Source organism: Rhodoferax sp. P2_H8_2, assembly GCF_056403235.1.
This window is the reverse complement of record NZ_JBFUFW010000005.1, coordinates 153357-173237: the sequence shown is the minus strand read 5'-3', so window position 1 is coordinate 173237 and position 19881 is coordinate 153357. Positions and strand designations below refer to the sequence as shown.

Genomic DNA, 19881 nt, shown 5'->3' with positions numbered 1-19881 from the left:
CCACCACACCATGAGCCAAGACCTTTCCATCCTCCATCTCGTGATGAACGCCAGCGCCGTGGTGCAGGCAGTGATGCTGCTACTGATGGGCGTGTCCATCGCCAGCTGGGCAGCGATCTTCCGCAAACTGTTTTCGCTCAAACGCGTCAAGACGCTCAATGAAACATTTGAGCGCGATTTCTGGTCTGGCACCAGCCTGAACGATCTGTTTTCTGCCGCCTCCAAAAATGCAGCCGACGGTGGGCCGATGGAACGCATCTTCGCCAGCGGCATGCGCGAGTACCAGAAGCTGCGGGAGCGCCGCATCACCGATGCGGGCACGCTGATGGACGGCGCCCGCCGCGCCATGCGCGCCAGCTTCCAGCGCGAGATGGATGTGGTGGAAAGCAACCTGTCCTTCCTCGCCTCTGTTGGCTCCGTGTCACCTTACGTCGGCCTGTTTGGCACGGTGTGGGGCATCATGCACGCCTTCAATGGTTTGGCGTCATTGCAGCAGGTGACTTTGGCTACCGTTGCGCCCGGCATTGCCGAAGCCTTGGTAGCAACCGCCATCGGCCTGTTTGCCGCCATCCCTGCTGTTGTGGCCTACAACCGCTTTGCGCGCGACCTGGACCGCATCTCCATCCAGATGGAAACCTTCATCGAAGAGTTCTCCAACATCCTGCAGCGCAACGTCAGCGCGCAGGCCGCAGCCCCCCATTAAGCCCAGCCCGAAGGAAACTTACCCATGCCTTCTGTAGCAGGCCGCGGCGGCCGGGGACGCCGCACCATCAACGAGATCAACATGGTGCCCTTCATCGACGTGATGCTGGTGCTGCTGATCATCTTCATGGTCACCGCGCCGTTGATCACGCCCAGCGTGATTGACCTGCCCAGCGTGGGCAAGGCAGCGCGGCAACCGGACCAGATCATCCAGATCGTCGTCAGCAAGGAAGATGCACTGGAGCTCAAGGCCAAGGACCAGACGGTTTCGGTCACGCTGAAGGATCTGGCCAGCAGCGTCAAGCGCGTTCAAGTCGATGCGACTGCAGGCAAGACCGCAGTGGTCATAAGCGCGGACCGCAATGTGAAGTACGAAACCGTCGTCAAGGTCATGGACACATTGCAGCGGGCGGGCATAGAGCGTGTAGGCCTGTCCGTGCAACTGGTCAACTGATCGATCTGCCATGAGCAACGCAGCAGCCCTGGAACGTTCCGCGTTTGCGCCCCCGCCAACGTCGGGGATGATCCGCTCGCTGCTGCTCGCCATTGCGGCGCATGGTCTGTTGTTGGCGTTTTTGGCGGCTGGGGTGCAGTGGCACCGGGAAACACCGCCGGTCGTGGCCGAAGCAGAGCTCTGGTCCGCCGTGCCGGAAATGGCCGCACCGCCACCTGCGCCCGAACCCGACCCCACTCCGGTAGCAGAGCCACCGCCACCGCCTGTGGTCGAGCAAACGCCTCCAACGCCCGCTCCCGACATTGCGCTGGAGAAGGAACGTAAGCGCAAGGAGCAACTCGCGCTGAAAGAAAAGGCCGACAAAGAGAAAGCTTTGAAAGACAAGGCCGAGAAAGACAAACAGGAAAAGCTCAAACGCGAGAAGCTGGAGCTGGCCAAGAAAGAGCAAGCCAAGCAGGAACAGTTAGCCAAAGAGAAGAAGCTCCAGGCCGAGCGCAAACCAGACCCCAAGAACGCGGCTGACGCCCGCAAGCTGGAAGAGTTGCGCCAGCAAAATCTCAAACGCATGATGGGCCAGGCAGGCACCGCTGTCGGCAATGGCGACGCCAATGTCACTGGCAGCGCCGCGCAGGCATCCGGACCATCTGCCGGTTACGCAGGCCGCATCCGCGCGCGCATCAAGCCCAACATCATCTTCACCGACACGATTTCGGGCAACCCGATTGCAGAGGTCGAGGTGCGCACTTCACCAGACGGCACCATCATCAGCCGCAAGCTCACCAAGCCTAGTGGCGTGAAGTCATGGGATGACGCGGTGCTGAACGCCATCGACAAAACCGAAGTGTTGCCGCGTGATGTGGATGGCCGGGTGCCGACTTCGTTGGTCATCAGCTTCCGTCCGAGGGACTAGGCGTCTCCGGAGACGCTATGTTTCTAGTAGCTGCTTACGCACATTCCATGCGCCTTGCAGCCACTTTTCATTGGAATTTCAGTCGTAGGCAATAACCGCTTTTCCCTGGTCTGCCTGTGCGCGCCATAGCGCCAAGGCTGCGTCATTGGGGTAGAACTTGGACGCCTCGCCCAATTGCAACTCGGCGGTTGCGCCTGCAATCCCCTCCACTGAGGCATCCGCTTCCTGCCGAATGATCAGCCGCACAGGCAAACCGCGTATCAGCTCGCCCTGCTCGCTCATCTCACGCTTGGCTGGAAACTCGCGCACCATGCGCGCTACGTCGGGGGAATGGCCATTCACCGCCACACGCAGGTACTTGCCGAACTTGCAGCGCGCTTGCTCCAGATCCCAGATCTGGTTGATCGTGAACTGCATGCCGCCGGAGAAGCGGTCTGGCTGCGCCTTTCCCATCGCGATGATGAGTTCGTCGTCTTTCAGCAAATGCTTGTGCGTGTTGATCAGTTCTTCGCTGGCGCGCGCCTCAATCATTCCCGACTTGTCGTCCAGCTTGAACAGCGCTAGCTTGCCACGCTGCCCATTGATCACCCGGAAATCGCCAATGATGCCGGCCAGCAACTGCGGCTCGCGGGTGTCTGCCACCTCTTCAATCGGCCGCTTGGCAAAGCGGCGCACTTCGAGCGCAACTTCATCAAACAGATGGCCCGAGAGGTAGAAGCCAATCGCCGTCTTCTCTTGTGAAAGACGTTCTTTCACACCCCATGGCAACGTATCCACCAGGTCCGGTTCCTGCGTGCTCGACCCGTGGTCGTCATCGCCCATGTCGAACAGGCCATGCTGGTTCGCGTTGGCCTCCGTCGCATTCGCAAAGTCGTAGGCGCGGTCAATGCTTTCCACCAGGGCCGCGCGGTTGAGTTGCAGCGTGTCAAACGCACCTGCCTTGATCAGCGCTTCCACGCAGCGCTTGTTCATGCGGCTGCGGTCAACGCGGCGGCAGAAGTCAAACAGGCTCTTGAATGGGCCTGCTTCTTCCGTCGGCCCCCTGCCCTCACGCGCAGCAACGATGGCCTCAATCGCCTGCTGCCCGGTGCCCTTGATGGCACCCAGCCCGTAGCGAATCTGTTTGTTGGAAATGGGCTCGAACCGGTGGAAGCCACGGTTCACATTGGGCGGCTCAAACTCCAGACCCATCTTCTCCGCGTCTTCAAATAACACCTTCAGCTTGTCGGTGTTGTCCATTTCCACGGTCATATTCGCGCAGAAGAACTCGGCCGTGTAGTGCACCTTGATCCAGGCTGTGTGGTACGCCAACAGCGAGTACGCGGCGGCGTGCGACTTGTTGAAGCCGTAGCCGGCGAACTTCTCCATCAAGTCGAAAACTTCGTCGGCCTTCTGTTCGCTGATGTCGTTCTTCGCAGCGCCCGCGCGGAAGATGCTGCGGTGCTCCGCCATCTCCTCGGCCTTCTTCTTGCCCATCGCGCGGCGCAGCATGTCGGCGCCGCCGAGCGAGTAGCCGCCCAGAATCTGCGCGGTTTGCATTACCTGCTCCTGGTAGACCATGATGCCGTAGGTCTCGGACAGCATCTCGGCCACCAGCGGGTGCGGGTACTCGATCACTTCACGCCCGTGCTTGCGCGCCACGAAGCTGGGGATCAGGTCCATGGGGCCGGGGCGGTACAGCGCGTTCAGCGCAATCAAGTCTTCCAGGCGCGTCGGCTTGGCGTCGCGCAGCATGCCCTGCATGCCGCGGCTTTCAAACTGGAACACGGCTTCAGTCTTGCCCTCGGAGAACAGCCGGTACACCCGAGCGTCGTCCAGCGGCAAGTTCTCATACGCAAATGCTTCCTGACCCGCGTGGCGCTTGGCAATCAACTCGCGTGCAATTTCCAGAATCGTCAGCGTGGCCAAGCCCAAGAAGTCGAACTTCACCAGGCCAATCGCCTCCACGTCATCCTTGTCGTACTGGCTCACCGCAGAGTCGCTACCGGGCTGCTGGTACAGCGGGCAAAAATCCGTCAGCTTGCCCGGCGCGATCAACACGCCGCCTGCGTGCATGCCGACGTTGCGGGTCATGCCTTCGAGCTTGCGCGCCAGCTCCAGCAGCGTCTTGACGTCTTCTTCCTTGGCTTCGCGCTCGGCCAATATGGGCTCGGCCTCCACCGCATAGATGTACTTGTCGCTCTTCTTGCCATCGGTGGGCGGCAATTGCAACGTGACGTTGGTACCCGGCTTGTTCGGGATCAGTTTACTGATGCCGTCGCAAAACGTATAGCTCATGTCCAGCACACGGCCCACATCGCGGATCGCCGCGCGCGCGGCCATCGTGCCGAAGGTGACAATCTGGCTGACTGCCTCTTTGCCGTACTTCAGCTTGACGTAATCGATCACTCGGTCGCGATTGCCCTGGCAAAAGTCGATATCGAAGTCGGGCATCGATACCCGCTCAGGGTTCAGAAAACGCTCGAACAGCAGGTTGTATTGCAACGGGTCCAGATCGGTAATCTTCAATGCATAGGCGACCAGCGAACCAGCGCCGGAGCCACGCCCAGGCCCTACCGGGCAGCCGTTGTTCTTGGCCCAGTTGATGAAGTCCCCCACGATCAGGAAGTAGCCAGGAAAGCCCATCTTCAAGATGGTGCCAATCTCAAACTCCAGCCGATCCAGATAGCGCGGCATTTCTGCCTCGCGCTTGGCCGCATCTGGATACAGATGCAGCATGCGTTCCTTCAGGCCCTCCAGCGACGCGTAACGGAAATACTCTTCCGGCGTCATGCGTTGGCCGTTGACTTCCGGCGTTGGGAAGTCCGGCAACTGCGGTTTACCCAGCACCAATGTCAGATTGCAGCGTTTGGCGATCTCGGCGGTGTTGGCAATTGCCGAGGGAACATCTGCAAACAACGCTTCCATTTGTGCCGCGCTCTTGAAATACTGCTCGCGCGTAAAACGCCGCACCCGCTTGGGGTTGCTGAGGATTTCGCCATCGGCGATACAGACGCGCGCTTCGTGCGCCTCAAAGTCATCCGGTGTGGTGAACTGCACCGGGTGCGTCGCCACCACGGGCAAGCCAATGCGCGCCGCCAGTTGCACCGTGCTGCCCACATGGGCCTCATCGTCGGTGCGCCCTGCGCGTTGCAACTCCAGATAAAAACGGTGCGGGTAAATACCGGCCAGCAACAGGGCAGCGTCATGGGCGCGCGTGTCATCGCCCTGCACCAGCGCCTGGCCCACCGGACCGGCCTGTGCGCCTGACAGCGCGATCAATCCTTCATTGCACTCGCGCAGCCAGTCCCATTTCAATACCGCCTGACCCTTGACGATGTTGCGCGTGTAGGCACGCGCGATAAGCTCGGAGAGATTCAGATAGCCCTGCTTGTTCTGCACCAACAGCACGATGCGGGCCGTTGCAGTCGTATCGGTCCCCAATCCTTCGACCAAAACCTCTGCACCGATCAGCGGTTTGACACCCTTGCCCCGGCATTCCTTGTAGAACTTGATCGCGCCAAACAGGTTGTTGAAATCCGTAATCGCCAAAGCGCCCTGGCCATCTTTGGCCGCCACCTTGACGGTATCGTCAATGCGGTTGGTACCGTCGACGACGGAAAATTCGGTATGCAGGCGCAGGTGGATAAACATGGCTTCATTGTAGGTTTTGGCAACCTGATGATTTGACCCGGAAGCAGCCACTTCTTCATAATGCGGAACAGGAGACACAAAATAAATGCAGATTGAAGCTGCTATCCATCGCGTTTGCTGTTATGCCCAAAAAGCCGCCATTGTTTAAGCCCCATGGTTCGGCCCAGGTTGATCTGTCCGGTGCGATTCTGACCGTCCACATGCGTGGCGACTGGAATGCGGAAATGCGCGCCCAGGCGGGCCTGACCATGATGCAACATGTGCCCACGCTCAACTCCGCTGGCCCTTGGGGCATCCTGAATTACCTGCACGACACACTGGTGTACTGCGAGGACATCTTCACCACCACCCGCGAGGCCTATGCGGCGCGCCCGCCCAGCTCCAGGCTCGCGGCCGTCGCTTTCGTGATCGGACCGCAGGTGGAAGGTGCTTTGCTCATGCGGTCCCGGTTCGAAAATTTGCTGGACGGCGTCATTGCCTCCCATGTTTTCGCCGACCACGCAGAAGCTCTGCAATGGCTGCAGGCACACCTGCGAACCGCAGCAGAAACACCTCCCGCAGTCTGACCCGAGGCAGGAAACTTAAAATCAGGGGGTGAACACCATCCTGAACATCTCCGCTTACAAGTTTGTCACCCTGCCCGACGCCGCTGCGCTGCGGGAAACGCTGCTGGAACGGGCCACCGCACTAAATCTCAAAGGCACCATCCTGCTGGCCGAAGAGGGGATCAATCTGTTTCTAGCCGGCCCTGCCGAGACAGTCCGCGGTTTTATCGCGCAGTTACACACCGACGCGCGCTTTGCCGATATCACGCCCAAGGAAAGCTGGTCGGACAAGCAGCCCTTCAAGAAAATGCTGGTGAAGGTGAAGAACGAAATCATCCGCATGAACCACCCGACGATTCGTCCGGCTGAAGGCCGCGCACCTGCGGTGGCACCGCTGACCGTCAAACGCTGGCTCGACCAAGGCCATGACGACGAGGGCCGCCCGGTGGTGACACTGGACACCCGCAACGACGTGGAAATTGACTGCGGCACGTTTGAAAACGCCATCGATTGGCGCATCACCAAGTTCACCGAGTTCCCGCAGGCGCTACTGAGCCACAAGGCCGAGCTGGAAGGCAAGACCGTGGTCAGCTTCTGCACGGGCGGCATCCGCTGTGAAAAGGCCGCCATTCTCATGCAGGAAGCCGGTATTGAAAACGTCTACCAATTGGAAGGCGGCATCCTCAAATACTTTGAAGAAGCAGGTGGCGCACACTACAACGGCGGCTGCTTTGTGTTTGATGAGCGGGAGGCGGTGGGAGTCGACCTGGAAGCACTCAACCACCGGGTAACGCCGGCTTGATGCTCGCTGAAATGCTATCTATTTGGTAGCTGCTTACGCACATTCCACGGGCGCCGCGGCACTATTTTAAAGGTATTCAACCTACCCAAAGACTGCCCGTGGCGTAAGGCCGGTGATTCAGTTATCGCAGCCGCAAAGGCGTATGGCCAAGCTGTCCAACGGAACTGGCGGCCATACCGTCCAGCTTGAAGACGCTCACCACATCCACCATGCGCGCCGCCTGCTGATTCAGACTGTCGGCCGCCGCCGCCGCTTCTTCGACCAGGGCCGCGTTCTGCTGCGTCACGTTGTCCAGTTGCGCAATGGCCTGGTTGATTTGGGCAATGCCGTTGGTTTGTTCGTGTGCGGAAGAGCTGATCTCGCCAATCAGTCCAGCCACCTTCTTGACCTGGGTCACGATGTCATTCATCGACTCGCCCGCAGCGCCAACCAGGCGACCGCCAGCTTCGATTCTTTCAACGCTGGCGTTGATCAGGCCCTTGATCTCTTTGGCCGCTTCGGCTGAGCGCCCAGCCAAGCTGCGCACTTCGCTGGCCACCACGGCAAACCCACGCCCCTGCTCGCCCGCACGGGCCGCCTCCACCGCCGCGTTCAACGCCAGGATGTTGGTCTGGAAGGCGATGCCGTCGATCACACCAATGATGTCTGAAATCTTGCGCGACGAGGCACTGATCTCGTCCATGGTGGCAACCACCTGCCCGACCACCACTCCACCGTGCTCGGCCGCAGCGCTGGCAGACTCTGCCATCTGGTTAGCCTGTCGCGCTGTGTCTGCGTTGTCTTTGACAGCGGAGCTCAGCTCCTCCATAGAGGCGGCAGTCTCCTCCAGGTTGCTGGCCTGTGTCTCGGTGCGCTGGGACAAATCTGCATTGCCGGCTGCAATCTCGTTGGCACCGGTAGAAATACTGTCGGCACCCAAACGCACCTGACCTACCACCTGGGCCAGCTTGTTGCGCATTTCCAGCAAGCCGCCCAAAAGCCGCCCGGCCTCATCGCGCCCGCTGACTGCGATATTGCTAACCAAATCACCATCTGCCACCCGGGCTGTGGCTTTCAAGGCGGTACTAAGCGGTTGGGTAATGCTCGTCGTGAGATTCCATGCAATCAACACTGCGACCGCCAACACCACCAGGCCGGCCACCGTAATGGCCCCCACGGCTTGCTGATTGCGCGCGTTGGCCTGGGTCGTTGCTTCGTCCGTGTGCTGCCGTTGCAATGCGATGAAAGAGGCGAGCTCGGTAGAGGCCTGGGTCAGCAAGGGATCAATCTTGCCGGTAATGACCGCAGCGGCCTGCTCGGTATTGAACTGGGATGCCAAATCCACCGCTTCTTTGAAAAATGCGTCGGTCTTGGCATCGATGTCTGCCAGCCGCGCAAAGATTTCGCGCTCCCGAGATTCCAGACCGCCGGCCTCGAGCTTGCTCTTAGCCGCGAGGTAAAGGGCGCGTTGCTTCTTGGCCTCTGTTTCGTCTTTCTGGACTTCTTCGACCTTGGTCTGCAAGCCCATATTGCGCACGGACACCGCGCTGCTCAGCAAGGCCTGGCGCATGCTTTCGGCCAAGTCTTGCTGCGCCGCTGCGCGTTGCAGTGTCTCCAGCAGCGCTGTCCGGTTTACGCTATTGCTGATCAGCGCGCCAGCGAGCATAGCCGCCGCCGCCAGCAGGATGATGCCGAAGCCCAAGCCGAGCCGCAGCCCGATGTTCATGTCACGCAGATTCATTCAGATCTCCAAAGCAAAACCCAAGCCAGCGCGGGCTGGCCCATGCGAACCGCGGACGGACCAGCGCTTATTTGTAAACGCCGCAGCCCAAGAAGATGTCTCCCACGCGTTCGACATACACGATCTTGGGTTCCATTTTTTCGGTTACTGGATTGCGGAACTTGAATGGCTCAGACCAGCCCTTGCCCTTGCCCTTGGCAATTTCCACCAAGGGAGGCAGGATCATCTTGCCATCCGGATCTTTCAGGCCGCTCAGGTCTTTACCCACAAGCTTGGGATTGGCGCCGTGTGCCAGGCTCTTACCCGTGAAGTCGTACGCAAAGATATACAGATCGCGGTCTTTGAACGACTTGCCATTGGTGAATTCTTCAAACGCCTTGTCCTGTCCGTTCGCCTTGACGTATGCGATCGCCTTCTTCACCAGCGCCTCAGCCTCAGCCTGGGTGCCCTGGTCTGCGGCCATTGCAGTATTTCCCACAAGGATGCCCATCAGGGCTGCTGCGAAAACCCCTTTGAAAATAGTACGGATTTGCATAGATCATTCTCCTGGATTGGTTTCAGATAGGACGCCGCAGTGCGCGGCACAAATACATTTCAACAGTACGCTTCCGTCCGAGTCATGCTTACCGAGCCCGGCAAACCCAAGAAGCCCCGTCAAATTTATTATGCCCCAGCCAGTGGAAAAAAAGGAACTTCGTAGAGCCCTGGAGTGCGAGGCCCGCTTTGCGCTCACATCCCTTTGAAGCGGTGTTGAAACCGCTGACTGACGGGTAGCTTTTGGATATGGTCCCGCAGCGATACCCACAAAGCACCGTCTTCATCGCGCGTCACTTTAGCGATCCGTTTCACGGATACCACGTAGCTGCGGTGAATCTGCCAGAAGCCCACCTCCTCCAGCGCATCTGCCAAGTCCTTCAATGGCGTACGGATGTGCGACTCCAACGCAGGCGTCACAACCTTGGTGTACTTGGTCTCCGCACAAAAGTACATGACATCGGTCAGATCAATGAAATGGATGGCGCTGCCTACGGTGGTCTGCAGCCATTGCGGCACATCCGTCTTGGGGCCTTGCGCGATGCGTCGCATGACGGGTGCGAGATCGGGCGGTGGAAGTTCAAGTCGTTCACGCAACCGATTCACTGTTCGCGCCAGGCGTGCCGGGTCCGTCGGCTTGAGCACATAGTCCAACGCACCTTCTTCAAAGGCTTCCAGCGCGTGCTCCTGATGCGCAGTAACAAACACGACGTGAATACGCAGGCCAAAGGTAGCCGCAACTTGCAGACCTGTCAGCCCTGGCATACGAATGTCCAGAAAGGCCAAATCAGGCTCCAGCTCGCGCGCCAAACGCAAAGCCTCAAAGCCGTCGCCCGCTTCGCCCACCACTTCTGCATCCGGCCACAGGAGCTTCAATGAATCGATCAGTTCGGCGCGCAGCAGCGGCTCGTCATCGGCAATCAGGATGCGGGGGCGGCGCAAAAATGGATTCCTCAAAGATTGGAGTTCGCAAGCGGCAAGCTTAACGTGGCCTCTATGGCGCCATTCTGCAGCGTCTGCAACGTAAAGCTGGCCTGCTGCCCGTACATCGCGCCCAGACGCTCACGAAGATTGCGCAGACCGACACCGCTGCCAAGCACCTTGTCCTGCAGGCCCGCGCCGTCATCGCACACGCGCAACTGCAAATGGCTCTCTGTGGTGGTGGCACTGATCTCTATCTGTACGTTACCCGGGCTTGGCTCCACGCCATGGCGCACAGCATTTTCCACCAAGGTCATCAACATCAAGGGTGGCATCGGCAATGGGCGCAGTGCGTCTGCGATATCCAGCCGAAACTGCAGGCGCTGACCAAAGCGCATTGCCATGAGCTCCAGGTAGTGCCCGGCAAGCTCGAATTCGCGACCGAGCGTGGACACACTGCTGCGCATGTCGGGCAACGCACTGCGCAAATAAGCAATCAAATGGTCCAGCATCTGGGTCGCGCGTGGCGGGTCTTGGCGGGTCAAGTAGCGTGCATTGGCTAGCACGTTGTATAAAAAGTGCGGCTCCACCTGAGCCTGCAGCGCTTTCAGCTGTGCCGCCATGGCAGCCCGTTTTAGCTCAGCGACCTGCACAGCGCGCACCCGGCCTTGGGCGCTCCACAGAGGCGCCCCCAGATTCAGCAGGCCAAAGGCGATAGCACCACTGAAAAATTGCAGTGCATTGAGGCCGCGCGAGCCGATCTGTGTATTCCAATATTGGTAGGCCACCCAGGCCAGTCCGCAGAACAGCAGCAGCCCAATGAGCAACACCCACCAGATACGTGACCAGCTTTCGTGCTCCGGGTCGAAAAACTGAAACACCTGAAGTAAAAGCGATACAGCAGCACTGGGGAACAGCAGCGTGACAAAAAGTGCCAGCCAGACTTGTGCGTGCAGCGCACAGGCCACGATCACGACTAGCGCCGTCAATGCCGCGCTGAGCAGCGCTTCGCGCAGGCTGCCACCCACCACACTGCGCACGCTGCTGCTCAGGTCCAAATCACTGCCCACCGGCGTGATGGGCAGCAACAGGGCGCGCAGTGAGAGGCGATTGATCACAGACTGGGCTGGTCCATCGGTTTACGGATGGTTCGTGCCGGTACATCCACGGGCACATCGGTGCCGACCATGTCCATGCTCAATTTATCTATCCAAACCTGCCCCTTGCCGTATTGCAGTACGCCGAATGCGATGTTGGTCGCATTGCTGGGAACATCCAGCACCACGCTGCGCAACTGCCAGTCCTGGCTGCCGACGATGGGTTTGTCCTGGCTGTTATAGAAGGCCAGGGTCTGACCGTCTACTCCGTCAACCCGCATCCACAGGCCAGCACCCTTGACGTCTTTGGTTTTGACCTGGGCTTCAAACCGCACCCGGCGACCCAGGTAATTCTTGGCAGTGAACGTCTGCATCAGCGTGCCCCAGCTGGGTTCAGTGCCCGGAATGCTGCGGATGAATTTGCCGCCCTTTCCGCTGATCGTCACATCGCTGTCGAGGCCTATCTCATAGAGGTCTTGCGATTGGCCAGCCAGTCCCCAATCAGCCGGCAGTTTGGTGATGCTTCCAGCCGCCAACGCGAACAAGGACGTTGCGGCCAAGGCAGCAAGGATGACAAGACGTGGTTTCATGGTTTTTCCCCTGTGGCATGACAAAGTCGTCATGCCGCGCAATGTCCGGCATTTCTACTGAACGCGGTACAGCATGCGACGAAGGCATACACCAGAAGGATAAACGCAGCAGACTGCGGATAACCCAATTGGTTCGTGAATCTATTTGCAGCACCGACAGTGTTGCATAGGCTTTGGTAGAGGAAGTAGCGAAACCGCTACAACTTTAATAGCTGCTTACGCACGTTCCATGGGCATCTGCGGCCAATTTCCCACTAATTTCAGGATTCATTTAAGCCTCCCCGCGCACCTGTCTGTAGCTGCCACAAAGCCGCATACCCACCTCTGCGCAGAAGCAGCTCGTCATGCGTGCCACTTTCCAAAATGCGCCCGCCTTCCATCAAGTGAATACAGTCTGCTTGCCGCACGGTCGATAGCCTGTGCGCAATCACAATAGTGGTGCGATCGCGGCTGACGATTTCCAACGAACGCTGAATCGCGGCTTCAGTTTCGTTATCCACGGCGCTGGTGGCTTCGTCCAGAATCAGGACGGGCGGGTTCTTCAGGATCGCGCGGGCCAGAGCGAGTCGCTGGCGCTGGCCGCCGGAAAGCTTTTGCCCGCGTTCGCCGATGCGGGTTGCAAAGCCCAGCGGCAACTTGTCAATGAACTCCATGCACTCTGCCGCGCGTGCGGCGTCTGCAATCTGCGCCTCGGTAGCATCGTTTGCTCCATAGGCGATGTTTTCTGCCACGGTGCCATCGGTCAAAAAAGTGTCTTGTGATACGTAGCCGATCGCGCGGCGCAGGTCCTGCAAGTTCAACTCCACGATGTCTTGTCCGTCGAGCAGAATACGCCCGCTTTGCGCTGTGTAAAAGCGCAACAGCAGCTTCACCAATGTGGATTTACCGGAGCCTGTAGAGCCGACAAACGCCGTCGTCTTGCCCTTGGGAATATCCAGTGTGATGTTGTGCAGCGTGGGCGTGTCGCCATAGGCAAACGCCAGACTTTCCAAGCGCAACGCGCCTTGTACTTTGTCTACCGGGAAATGCTGCCCTTCATAAGGAATGGCAATCGGTGTGTCCAGCAGTTTCATCGCTCGCTCAATGGCGGCCACCGAGCGCTGGTACATGTCCGCCACTTCAGCCAAGCCGGTGAGCGGCCATAGGAGGCGCTGCGTCAGGAATACCAACACGGAATACGCCCCCACCGCCAGTTCACCGTGCAATGTGAGCCAACCACCATATAGCAAGGTCGCGGTAAAGCCACTCAAGATCGCCATTCGAATGACCGGCGTGATGGCGGAACTGAGCCGGATCGCGCGCGCATTGGCCTGACGGTAATTGTTGCTGGCCTCTTCAATGCGGCTGGCCTCAAAGCCCTCCGTCGCAAACGCTTTAATGGTTGCCAGTCCCAACAGGTTGTTGTTGAGCCTTGCCCCCACATCGCCCGCCGCCTCGCGGACCTCGGTGTAGCGCGGTGCCAGCCGGTTCTGGAACCAGAAGGCCCCGAACAAAATGGCTGGGACAGGCAGCAGCGCGATGATCGCAATGCCGGGTTGCAGCGCGAAAAACACCGCGCTGACCATGATGCTGGAGCAAAACACCTGAATGATCTGGTTCGCGCCACCGTTCAGAAAACGCTCCATCTGGTTGATGTCGTCGTTCAAGATGGCCATCAGGTTGCCGGTGCGCTGGTTCTCGAAATAGGCCATCTCCAGGTGCTGCACATGGCGATAGGTGTCGAGCCGCAAATCATGCTGGATGTCTTGCGCCAACTGACGCCATTTCACTTCGTACAGATACTGAAACAGCGACTCGCCGCCCCAGATCACCACATTGAGCGCGCCGAGAAATAGCAGTTGCTGCCACGTGTCAGTGATGCCCACGCCCACCAACACATGCCGCGCCAGAAAGCTCTGGTCACCCTTGACCACCACGTCGACCGCCGCACCGATCAGCACCTCGGGCAGAATGTCAAAGAACTTGTTGAGAACCGAGTACAGCGTAGCGAGGCGGAAATCGCGGCGGTAGCTGGCGGCGTAGGCAAAAAGACGCTGAATCGGGTGCATAGAAAGCGCGCCCGAGGGGCGGATCAGGGTTTATATGATGGCAGCGGCACGAGCGGTTTCTCCGGCACAACAACGGCATCGGGAGACTGTAACGGCGGCTTGGCCGGTGCTTGACCGGGTGGACAGGCACCCAGGTATTTTCCCTTAATAACGGTCTTGAACTCCATGCGAAAGCGCGGTGCTGTAGTCAGTATTGCGCCGGCAAACTTCTCGCCCACGAATTCAAAATGGGCCTTGCTCTGGGTGTCGGTGCCGCCCTGGCTGCATTGCATCTTCCAGTCAATACTGCCGGCATCTTGTTTCGTGATGCTGCCCTGGCAAAACGGGTTTTGTGGCATGACCAGTGCCTTTAAATTCGCCGCATCTAGACACATCTCGCGAAAGATCGGCTCGTTGCTTTGTGGGCCTTTGCCCGGAAGTGTCATTTCTATATCGATGCGCCACTGGCCTTCGCGCAAGTTGACTTTGGGTGCTGCAATTGCCGCAGAAGTTGCCAAAACCCACAGCAGCGCCGCGGCGCGAACAGACGCACCCGCCTGCATGTCAGGACTTCACGGGGCTTTGCATGCGCACTATCGCCTCGGCAGTGATAGGAATGCGGTAACCACCGATACCCCAATCCAGCCCCGGGACAGTGGCCGAGCTCAGTGTCGAAGATATCTTGTCCAACGCGTCCGTCAGGAACGTAAAGTCGGTGGACACTCCCATCACTCCGGTGATGGAGTTCAGCGCGGATTGCACGCTGGCGGCCTTGCCACCGAACTGGTCTTTGAGCTTGCTGCACATGTTGGGTGTCGCGGCAACACTGGGCTTGGTATTGAAAAACTCACTGACAAAGTTCTTGGTTCCGGTAATGCCATTGACCAAGGAATAAATCGTGAAATTGGCCATGGGCACTATCAGCTTTGCGCAGTAAGTCACGCGTATTTTCAGGATGTTCGCATCCTGAATCGTGATGCCAGACTTGTCACCCACCACCGAGACGCAAGGGGTACCGGTGCAGCGGTACATCAGGTTGTCGTTGGGAATGATATTGCCACCAGATCCGTCCGGGTTGGCAATGCCAAAGTCCTGCATCGCCTCCTTGGTCGGGTTCAAAACCTCAACTTTCGCAGTCAGCGGATTGAACACCTCAATCATGGCTATAGCACGCCCACGCAACAGGCCGCCGAGGTCAGGCTCAAACGTAAATAAAGGTGTCATGCCCGAGGCCAGACCATCCTTGATGGCATTGGTCTTGGCATTGGAAACCGCACCCTGGCGCGCCGCAATAAAGGTCGCATAGTTCAGCGTGCTCTTGATCTGGTACAGCAACGCGAACTGCACAGCCCCCAATACAAGCATCATCAGCACCGGCAGGATGATCAGGTACTCGATCATGGCCTGGCCGTGCGGCCTTTGTTTGCCGGGTAAGGACCGTGCCAGCAGGGTGTCAGAAACGCGTCGCATCGGCACCGGCATTGCTCTTGCGCTGCTCGTCCTTCAGGAAGGGCAGTTTTTCCAGATACCCGAGCACCTCCTCGGCCTGTTGCCGCAGCGGGTCGCTGGCTGGCAGCGACTCTTGCGCTTGTACTTGCAGCATCGCCGCCCAAGCCTGGCGCATGCGGATCACCGACAGGTTGTACCAGGCCTTGGCATCTGCGCCATTGATGATCAGCGCGCGGTGGTAGGCGCTCACGGCTTCATCGGGCTTGTTGTTACGGGCATACAGGTTGCCCAAGCGCAGCCAGGTATCGGCATCGTTGGGCATACGTCGCACCAGGCTCTTGTACAGCGCTTCGGCCTTGGCCGTCTCTCCGCTTTCAGCAGCGAGCTGTGCGTCGCGATTCAGGCTCATCAAATCGATTTCACGTTCCGGCGCAGCAGACAACGCAGCAGGCAATTGGATGGAACCACAACCACCCAGCGCCAGCAGCAGCAACGCACAAGGCAAGAGGCGCCGGCTCATGCTTTGGCCCTCCAGATAAGTCGGTCACCGACGCGCCAGGCGCAGCGGTCTAGCTGCCCACTGCGCATCTCCAACGTAGTCCGGGCCCGAAAACTGGAGGCCATACGCCATGGCCGCACATGGCGCACCAGCTTGCGGATCACGCCCTCTTCGTCCAGAAACGCCAGATCCAGAGGGTAGCCCATGCCGATGGTGTGCACGCTGCTACAGGGCTCGATCCAGAAACCCTGATTCCAATCCAATTGGGCACGACCCAACAGGCCGCGCCCGCGTTCCCACACCGATTGCGCTTGCCAGACCTGTTCCAGCCCGACCGCCGACGCCGCTACATTCGAAGTCGTCACCGTACCAACCTTCATAGCAAACCGGAGTTCATGAATTTGCTGACGATAGGGAAGAACAGCACGATGAAGGTCACAGGAAAAATGAACATCATCAGCGGACCAATCAGCTTGACCGGTGCTTCCATCGCCAGTTTTTCGGCGCGCTGGAAGCGCTCCGTGCGACGCTGCTCAGACTGCGCCCGCAAGGCTGCGCCAATGCGCGCACCCATCCGCTCGGCCTGAATGACGGTACCTACAAAACTGGTGATCTCCGACATGTGCAGCCGCGCATCCATCCGGCGCAAGGCCTCACTGCGGGACAGGCCGGAGCGCAGATCGCGGACTACCAAAAAGAACTCATGGCGCAGCGGGCCAGGGGGACCCTTGTCCATCGCCTGGTTAATCGCACCGGTCATGTTCAGGCCGGCCTCAACCGCCATGGTGATGAAGTCCAGGTAGACCGGCAGCGTCTTTTGCACTGCTTTCAGGCGCTTGGCCTGCACGTCGGCAAGCCAGATGCTGGGATAGAAAAATCCGGCAACGATAGCCCCCAACAGTACTTCGAAAGATTCTTTCTTCAGCATGACCTGCATGTAATACGCCAAGCCAAAGCAGGCCAGCACCGACAGCAGACGGATCGCAAAGAACTGCTCCGCGCCGATCAGGTAACCGACGCCCGTCTTTTGCAGTTTTTCATGGGTGCGTTCCAGCGCTTTTCCGGGAATAAAAGCGCAGACATGAAACTCCAGAAAACGCACCAGCGGCCATATCAAACGTAGCAACGGAGGCAGCGGATCCATGTACTCGCGATCTTCGCTGGGCACTTCGGATTTCAGCTGGGTCACGGCATAGACGGCCAGTAACAACGCGCCGCCGACCAATAACGGAATCAGAATAAAGAGGAAGGTTTCCATGATTTCAGTTCCCTCGTTTACACGTCAATCGTGACGATCTTCTGGATGAAAAAGTAACCCAGTATCTCCATCACCGCAATCACTGCCAACACGGCCCAACCCATCGGCGTCTTGAACAGCGGCGCCATCGCCTCTGGTTCCATTTTGTACAACGCACCCATCAGAAACAGCGGCAGGCAGGTCATTACCAAGCCTTGAATTTTGCCTTGTGCGGTCAGCGCGGTGATCTTGCCTTCCATCACATGCTTTTTGCGCAACGTGTCAGCTATCGATTCCAGAATGTCGGCCAGGTTGCCGCCCACCTCGCGCGCAATCCGCATCGCCGAGACCACCATCACAAAGTCCTGAATCGGCAGGCGTGCTTCCATATTGGTCAGCGCGGTATCGAAGTCCACACCCACGCGCATCTCGCGCAGCAGCAACTCAAACTCCTGAGACAGCGGCGCCGGGGTTTCCGACACCATCGACTCGATAGCCATGTTGACACCGGCACCAGCGCGCATGCTGCCGGAAATCATCAGCAACGAGTCGGGCAGTTGCTTCTCGAACTTTTCATAGCGCTTTTTCTTCAGTCGCTTGGTCAACCAGCGCGGCAAAATCAGAAGGCCAATCGCCGATCCCACGACAAACACGGGATTCTCGGTCAGCAGCCACAGAAAAGCCGGCACTACAAACAATGCACCAGCGTTCCAGTAGAACAGCTCCGCCGGGTCGACAAAGATGAACATGTCCTGCAGCGTCGAATCGGCTTCCCGCTGGATAGTGGCTCGCTGGCGTTTCAGCACGCGTGCTATCAGTTCGCCCAGAGTCCACAGTACCAGCAGTGCCGCTATGGTGACGATGCCCGCTACCAGGCCAAAGTTGCTCACAGCGCCTTGTCCTTCTGGAAGATGGACAGGTCGACCGGAATACCGCGCTCGGTCAGGCTCTGGTACAGCTCAGGGATAGCGCCTGTGGCGAAGAACTTGCCGCGGATTCGGCCGTCTGCCCCATAGCCTTCCATCTTGAACAGGAAGATGTCCTGCAGCTGGATCATCTCCCCTTCCATACCAGTCACTTCGGTCACGTGGGTCACGCGGCGACTACCGTCGGGAAAGCGGCTTTGCTGGATGATGATGTGCACCGCAGAAGAAATCTGCTCTCTGATCGCGCGAATCGGCAGGTCCAGACCGGACATTAAGGTCATCACTTCCAAACGCGCAATACAGTCACGTGGTGTGTTCGCGTGCGCCGTGGTCATCGACCCATCGTGGCCCGTGTTCATCGCCTGCAGCATGTCCAGTGCCTCACCACCGCGGCACTCACCCACCACGATGCGGTCAGGGCGCATACGCAAACAATTCTTCACCAGATCGCGAATCGGTATCGCCCCCTTGCCTTCGACATTCGGTGGCCGCGACTCCAGTGACACCACATGGGGCTGGCCCAGTTGCAGTTCGGCCGCGTCTTCGACGGTAATGATGCGGTCGTCTTCCGGGATGTAATTGGACAGCACGTTGAGCAAGGTTGTCTTGCCGGACCCGGTACCGCCAGAGATAACGATGTTGGCCGCATGGTGCACCGCTTGCTGCATGAACGCCATGATCTCCTTGGTAACCGAGCCAAACTTGATCAGGTCCGTATCGTGCAGCTTGTTTTTGGAGAACTTGCGGATGGTGATATTGGCGCCCTTGAGTGCCAAGGGCGGAATCACCGCATTCACGCGCGAGCCGTCTTTTAAACGTGCATCCACCATGGGCGAAGACTCGTCAATGCGCCGACCCAGCGGAGCCACAATACGCTCAATGGCGGAGACCACGCCCTTTTCGCTGGTGAACACCACGGCTGATCGTGTTAGCTTGCCACTGCGCTCGACGTAAATCTGGTCAAAACGGTTTACCATGATTTCAGTCACGGTCGGGTCGGCCAGCAGTTCCTCCAGTGGACCCAGACCGACGGCCTCATCCAGCACTTCCTTGCCGAGACGCACCTTGTCGATCGCGCCCGGAACCCCAGATTCGGCAGCGATGATTTCGTTGACGATGCCCGCAGTCGCCGCGCGCAACTGATCTTCGTTCATGCGGCTGACGTCGATGCGACGCAAGTCCATCGTCGAAATCAGCTTTTCGTAAATCACCGCACGCCAATGTGTCATCACATCGGCCAACTCGGTCGACATCGGAGCTGGCGGTGGTTTGATTGGCGTGGAAGGCGCGGGCGGTGGAGCGGCAGGCGCCGGGGTTGGCGCAGCGATCACGGGCTTCGGTGTTGCTGGAGCTGTTGGCGCCTCCATCGTCGGTAGGCCAGCAATCGCGGCGCGCAAGTCCAGCGAGGTGGTTTGCGAATGCGCGTCAACGACCGCACGCTGCGCCGGTTCCGCGGCCGGCACGGCGGCCAGCTTGGCAGCCAATGAGCTCACGGGCGCCGGCTTTGATACTTGCACTGGTGCGGGGGGCACTTCTGCCGCGGCGCCATTGGAAACTTCGATGCTGTACCCGGCAATGCCGATGATGTCACCGACACCCAATGGCCCAGCCTCCTTGTCGATGGCTTTCTGGTTTAGCTCGGTGGCCGACAGGCCACCATGGTCTACAACGTAGATGCTTTCGCCACGCAGTTCAATGGTGGCCTGGCGCTTGCCGACGGTCCATCCGCGCAACACAACAGAATTGTCCTCGGCACGTCCCAGCGTCGCGGCATGGCTCTTGACCGCGTACTCGCTCTTGGCGCCTTTGCTATCGGAAACGACGATGCGCAACAT

19 protein-coding genes are annotated in these 19881 nt (G+C 58.9%); 5 read left to right on the top strand and 14 right to left on the bottom strand.

The genetic code is table 11. The annotated features are described in order from the left end of the window. Nucleotides 1–10: 10 nt before the first annotated feature. Genes tolQ through tolA form a run of 3 tightly spaced genes read left to right on the top strand, consistent with a single transcriptional unit; the run spans nt 11 to nt 2066 of the window. Nucleotides 11–703, top strand: coding sequence for a protein TolQ (tolQ, locus tag AC1DV6_RS11230; protein ID WP_477977554.1), 693 nt, complete (start codon nt 11–13; stop codon nt 701–703). Between the two features lie 24 nt (nt 704–727). Further along, nucleotides 728–1156, top strand: a complete 429-nt coding sequence (locus AC1DV6_RS11225) for a biopolymer transporter ExbD (RefSeq protein ID WP_477977553.1) — start codon at nt 728–730, stop codon at nt 1154–1156. A gap of 10 nt (nt 1157–1166) precedes the next feature. Beyond that, nucleotides 1167–2066, top strand: coding sequence for a cell envelope integrity protein TolA (gene tolA, locus AC1DV6_RS11220; RefSeq protein ID WP_477977552.1), 900 nt, complete (start codon nt 1167–1169; stop codon nt 2064–2066). Between the two features lie 78 nt (nt 2067–2144). Here tolA and dnaE read toward each other — a convergent pair whose 3' ends face one another. Further along, nucleotides 2145–5699, bottom strand: a complete 3555-nt coding sequence (gene dnaE, locus AC1DV6_RS11215; RefSeq protein ID WP_477977551.1) for a DNA polymerase III subunit alpha — start codon at nt 5697–5699, stop codon at nt 2145–2147. Nucleotides 5700–5839: 140 nt separating this feature from the next. On the opposite strand from dnaE, the gene AC1DV6_RS11210 reads away from it, so the two are divergent. Both AC1DV6_RS11210 and AC1DV6_RS11205 read left to right on the top strand, forming a co-directional pair. Further along, nucleotides 5840–6265, top strand: coding sequence for a hypothetical protein (locus AC1DV6_RS11210; RefSeq protein WP_477977550.1), 426 nt, complete (start codon nt 5840–5842; stop codon nt 6263–6265). A 28-nt stretch (nt 6266–6293) separates the two neighbouring features. Next, nucleotides 6294–7046 (top strand): sulfurtransferase, encoded by a 753-nt coding sequence (locus AC1DV6_RS11205; RefSeq protein ID WP_477977549.1) that lies wholly within the window; start codon nt 6294–6296, stop codon nt 7044–7046. Nucleotides 7047–7167: 121 nt separating this feature from the next. Here AC1DV6_RS11205 and AC1DV6_RS11200 read toward each other — a convergent pair whose 3' ends face one another. The 13 genes from AC1DV6_RS11200 to AC1DV6_RS11140 form a co-directional block, all read right to left on the bottom strand. Then, a complete protein-coding gene (locus tag AC1DV6_RS11200) occupies nt 7168–8766 on the bottom strand; it encodes a methyl-accepting chemotaxis protein (RefSeq protein WP_477977548.1) in 1599 nt (532 codons plus the stop codon). A gap of 67 nt (nt 8767–8833) precedes the next feature. Continuing rightward, nucleotides 8834–9301, bottom strand: coding sequence for a cache domain-containing protein (locus AC1DV6_RS11195; protein ID WP_477977547.1), 468 nt, complete (start codon nt 9299–9301; stop codon nt 8834–8836). Between the two features lie 194 nt (nt 9302–9495). Beyond that, nucleotides 9496–10242 (bottom strand): LytR/AlgR family response regulator transcription factor, encoded by a 747-nt coding sequence (locus AC1DV6_RS11190; RefSeq protein ID WP_477977546.1) that lies wholly within the window; start codon nt 10240–10242, stop codon nt 9496–9498. A gap of 11 nt (nt 10243–10253) precedes the next feature. Further along, on the bottom strand, nt 10254–11339 hold the full coding sequence (locus tag AC1DV6_RS11185) for a sensor histidine kinase (protein ID WP_477977545.1): 1086 nt from the start codon (nt 11337–11339) through the stop codon (nt 10254–10256). Further along, nucleotides 11336–11908 carry a transcriptional regulator gene (locus tag AC1DV6_RS11180; protein ID WP_477977544.1) on the bottom strand — a complete coding sequence of 191 codons (573 nt, stop codon included), beginning with the start codon at nt 11906–11908 and terminating at the stop codon, nt 11336–11338. The genes AC1DV6_RS11185 and AC1DV6_RS11180 overlap by 4 nt, the downstream gene beginning before the upstream one ends. A gap of 260 nt (nt 11909–12168) precedes the next feature. Further along, nucleotides 12169–13956: an ABC transporter ATP-binding protein gene (locus tag AC1DV6_RS11175; RefSeq protein WP_477977543.1), complete on the bottom strand. Its 1788-nt coding sequence runs from the start codon at nt 13954–13956 to the stop codon at nt 12169–12171. A 23-nt stretch (nt 13957–13979) separates the two neighbouring features. Then, nucleotides 13980–14498, bottom strand: a complete 519-nt coding sequence (locus AC1DV6_RS11170; protein WP_477977542.1) for a DUF3617 domain-containing protein — start codon at nt 14496–14498, stop codon at nt 13980–13982. Nucleotide 14499: 1 nt separating this feature from the next. Next, entirely contained in the window at nt 14500–15405 is a 906-nt protein-coding gene (locus tag AC1DV6_RS11165) for a TadE/TadG family type IV pilus assembly protein (protein ID WP_477977541.1), read from the bottom strand. Further along, the gene (locus AC1DV6_RS11160) at nt 15389–15904 is read right to left on the bottom strand and encodes a tetratricopeptide repeat protein (RefSeq protein WP_477977540.1); all 516 of its coding nucleotides are present in this window, start codon (nt 15902–15904) and stop codon (nt 15389–15391) included. The genes AC1DV6_RS11165 and AC1DV6_RS11160 overlap by 17 nt, the downstream gene beginning before the upstream one ends. Next, nucleotides 15901–16263, bottom strand: coding sequence for a DUF192 domain-containing protein (locus AC1DV6_RS11155; RefSeq protein WP_477977539.1), 363 nt, complete (start codon nt 16261–16263; stop codon nt 15901–15903). The genes AC1DV6_RS11160 and AC1DV6_RS11155 overlap by 4 nt, the downstream gene beginning before the upstream one ends. Beyond that, entirely contained in the window at nt 16260–17141 is an 882-nt protein-coding gene (locus AC1DV6_RS11150; protein ID WP_477977538.1) for a type II secretion system F family protein, read from the bottom strand. The genes AC1DV6_RS11155 and AC1DV6_RS11150 overlap by 4 nt, the downstream gene beginning before the upstream one ends. 17 nt (nt 17142–17158) lie before the next feature. Beyond that, nucleotides 17159–18010 (bottom strand): type II secretion system F family protein, encoded by an 852-nt coding sequence (locus AC1DV6_RS11145; RefSeq protein WP_477977537.1) that lies wholly within the window; start codon nt 18008–18010, stop codon nt 17159–17161. Next, a complete protein-coding gene (locus AC1DV6_RS11140) occupies nt 18007–19881 on the bottom strand; it encodes an ATPase, T2SS/T4P/T4SS family (protein ID WP_477977685.1) in 1875 nt (624 codons plus the stop codon). Before AC1DV6_RS11140 ends, AC1DV6_RS11145 begins: the two co-directional genes overlap by 4 nt.

Bases quoted from the DNA above. Each gene is read 5' to 3' on its own strand.
- tolQ (WP_477977554.1), top strand. From the start codon at position 11: ATGAGCCAAGACCTTTCCATCCTCCATCTCGTGATGAACGCCAGCGCC.
- AC1DV6_RS11225 (WP_477977553.1), top strand. From the start codon at position 728: ATGCCTTCTGTAGCAGGCCGCGGCGGCCGGGGACGCCGCACCATCAAC.
- tolA (WP_477977552.1), top strand. From the start codon at position 1,167: ATGAGCAACGCAGCAGCCCTGGAACGTTCCGCGTTTGCGCCCCCGCCA.
- dnaE (WP_477977551.1), bottom strand. From the start codon at position 5,699: ATGTTTATCCACCTGCGCCTGCATACCGAATTTTCCGTCGTCGACGGT.
- AC1DV6_RS11200 (WP_477977548.1), bottom strand. From the start codon at position 8,766: ATGAATCTGCGTGACATGAACATCGGGCTGCGGCTCGGCTTGGGCTTC.
- AC1DV6_RS11195 (WP_477977547.1), bottom strand. From the start codon at position 9,301: ATGCAAATCCGTACTATTTTCAAAGGGGTTTTCGCAGCAGCCCTGATG.
- AC1DV6_RS11180 (WP_477977544.1), bottom strand. From the start codon at position 11,908: ATGAAACCACGTCTTGTCATCCTTGCTGCCTTGGCCGCAACGTCCTTG.
- AC1DV6_RS11175 (WP_477977543.1), bottom strand. From the start codon at position 13,956: ATGCACCCGATTCAGCGTCTTTTTGCCTACGCCGCCAGCTACCGCCGC.
- AC1DV6_RS11170 (WP_477977542.1), bottom strand. From the start codon at position 14,498: ATGCAGGCGGGTGCGTCTGTTCGCGCCGCGGCGCTGCTGTGGGTTTTG.
- AC1DV6_RS11165 (WP_477977541.1), bottom strand. From the start codon at position 15,405: ATGCGACGCGTTTCTGACACCCTGCTGGCACGGTCCTTACCCGGCAAA.
- AC1DV6_RS11160 (WP_477977540.1), bottom strand. From the start codon at position 15,904: ATGAGCCGGCGCCTCTTGCCTTGTGCGTTGCTGCTGCTGGCGCTGGGT.
- AC1DV6_RS11155 (WP_477977539.1), bottom strand. From the start codon at position 16,263: ATGAAGGTTGGTACGGTGACGACTTCGAATGTAGCGGCGTCGGCGGTC.
- AC1DV6_RS11150 (WP_477977538.1), bottom strand. From the start codon at position 17,141: ATGGAAACCTTCCTCTTTATTCTGATTCCGTTATTGGTCGGCGGCGCG.
- AC1DV6_RS11140 (WP_477977685.1), bottom strand. From the start codon at position 19,881: ATGTTGCGCATCGTCGTTTCCGATAGCAAAGGCGCCAAGAGCGAGTAC.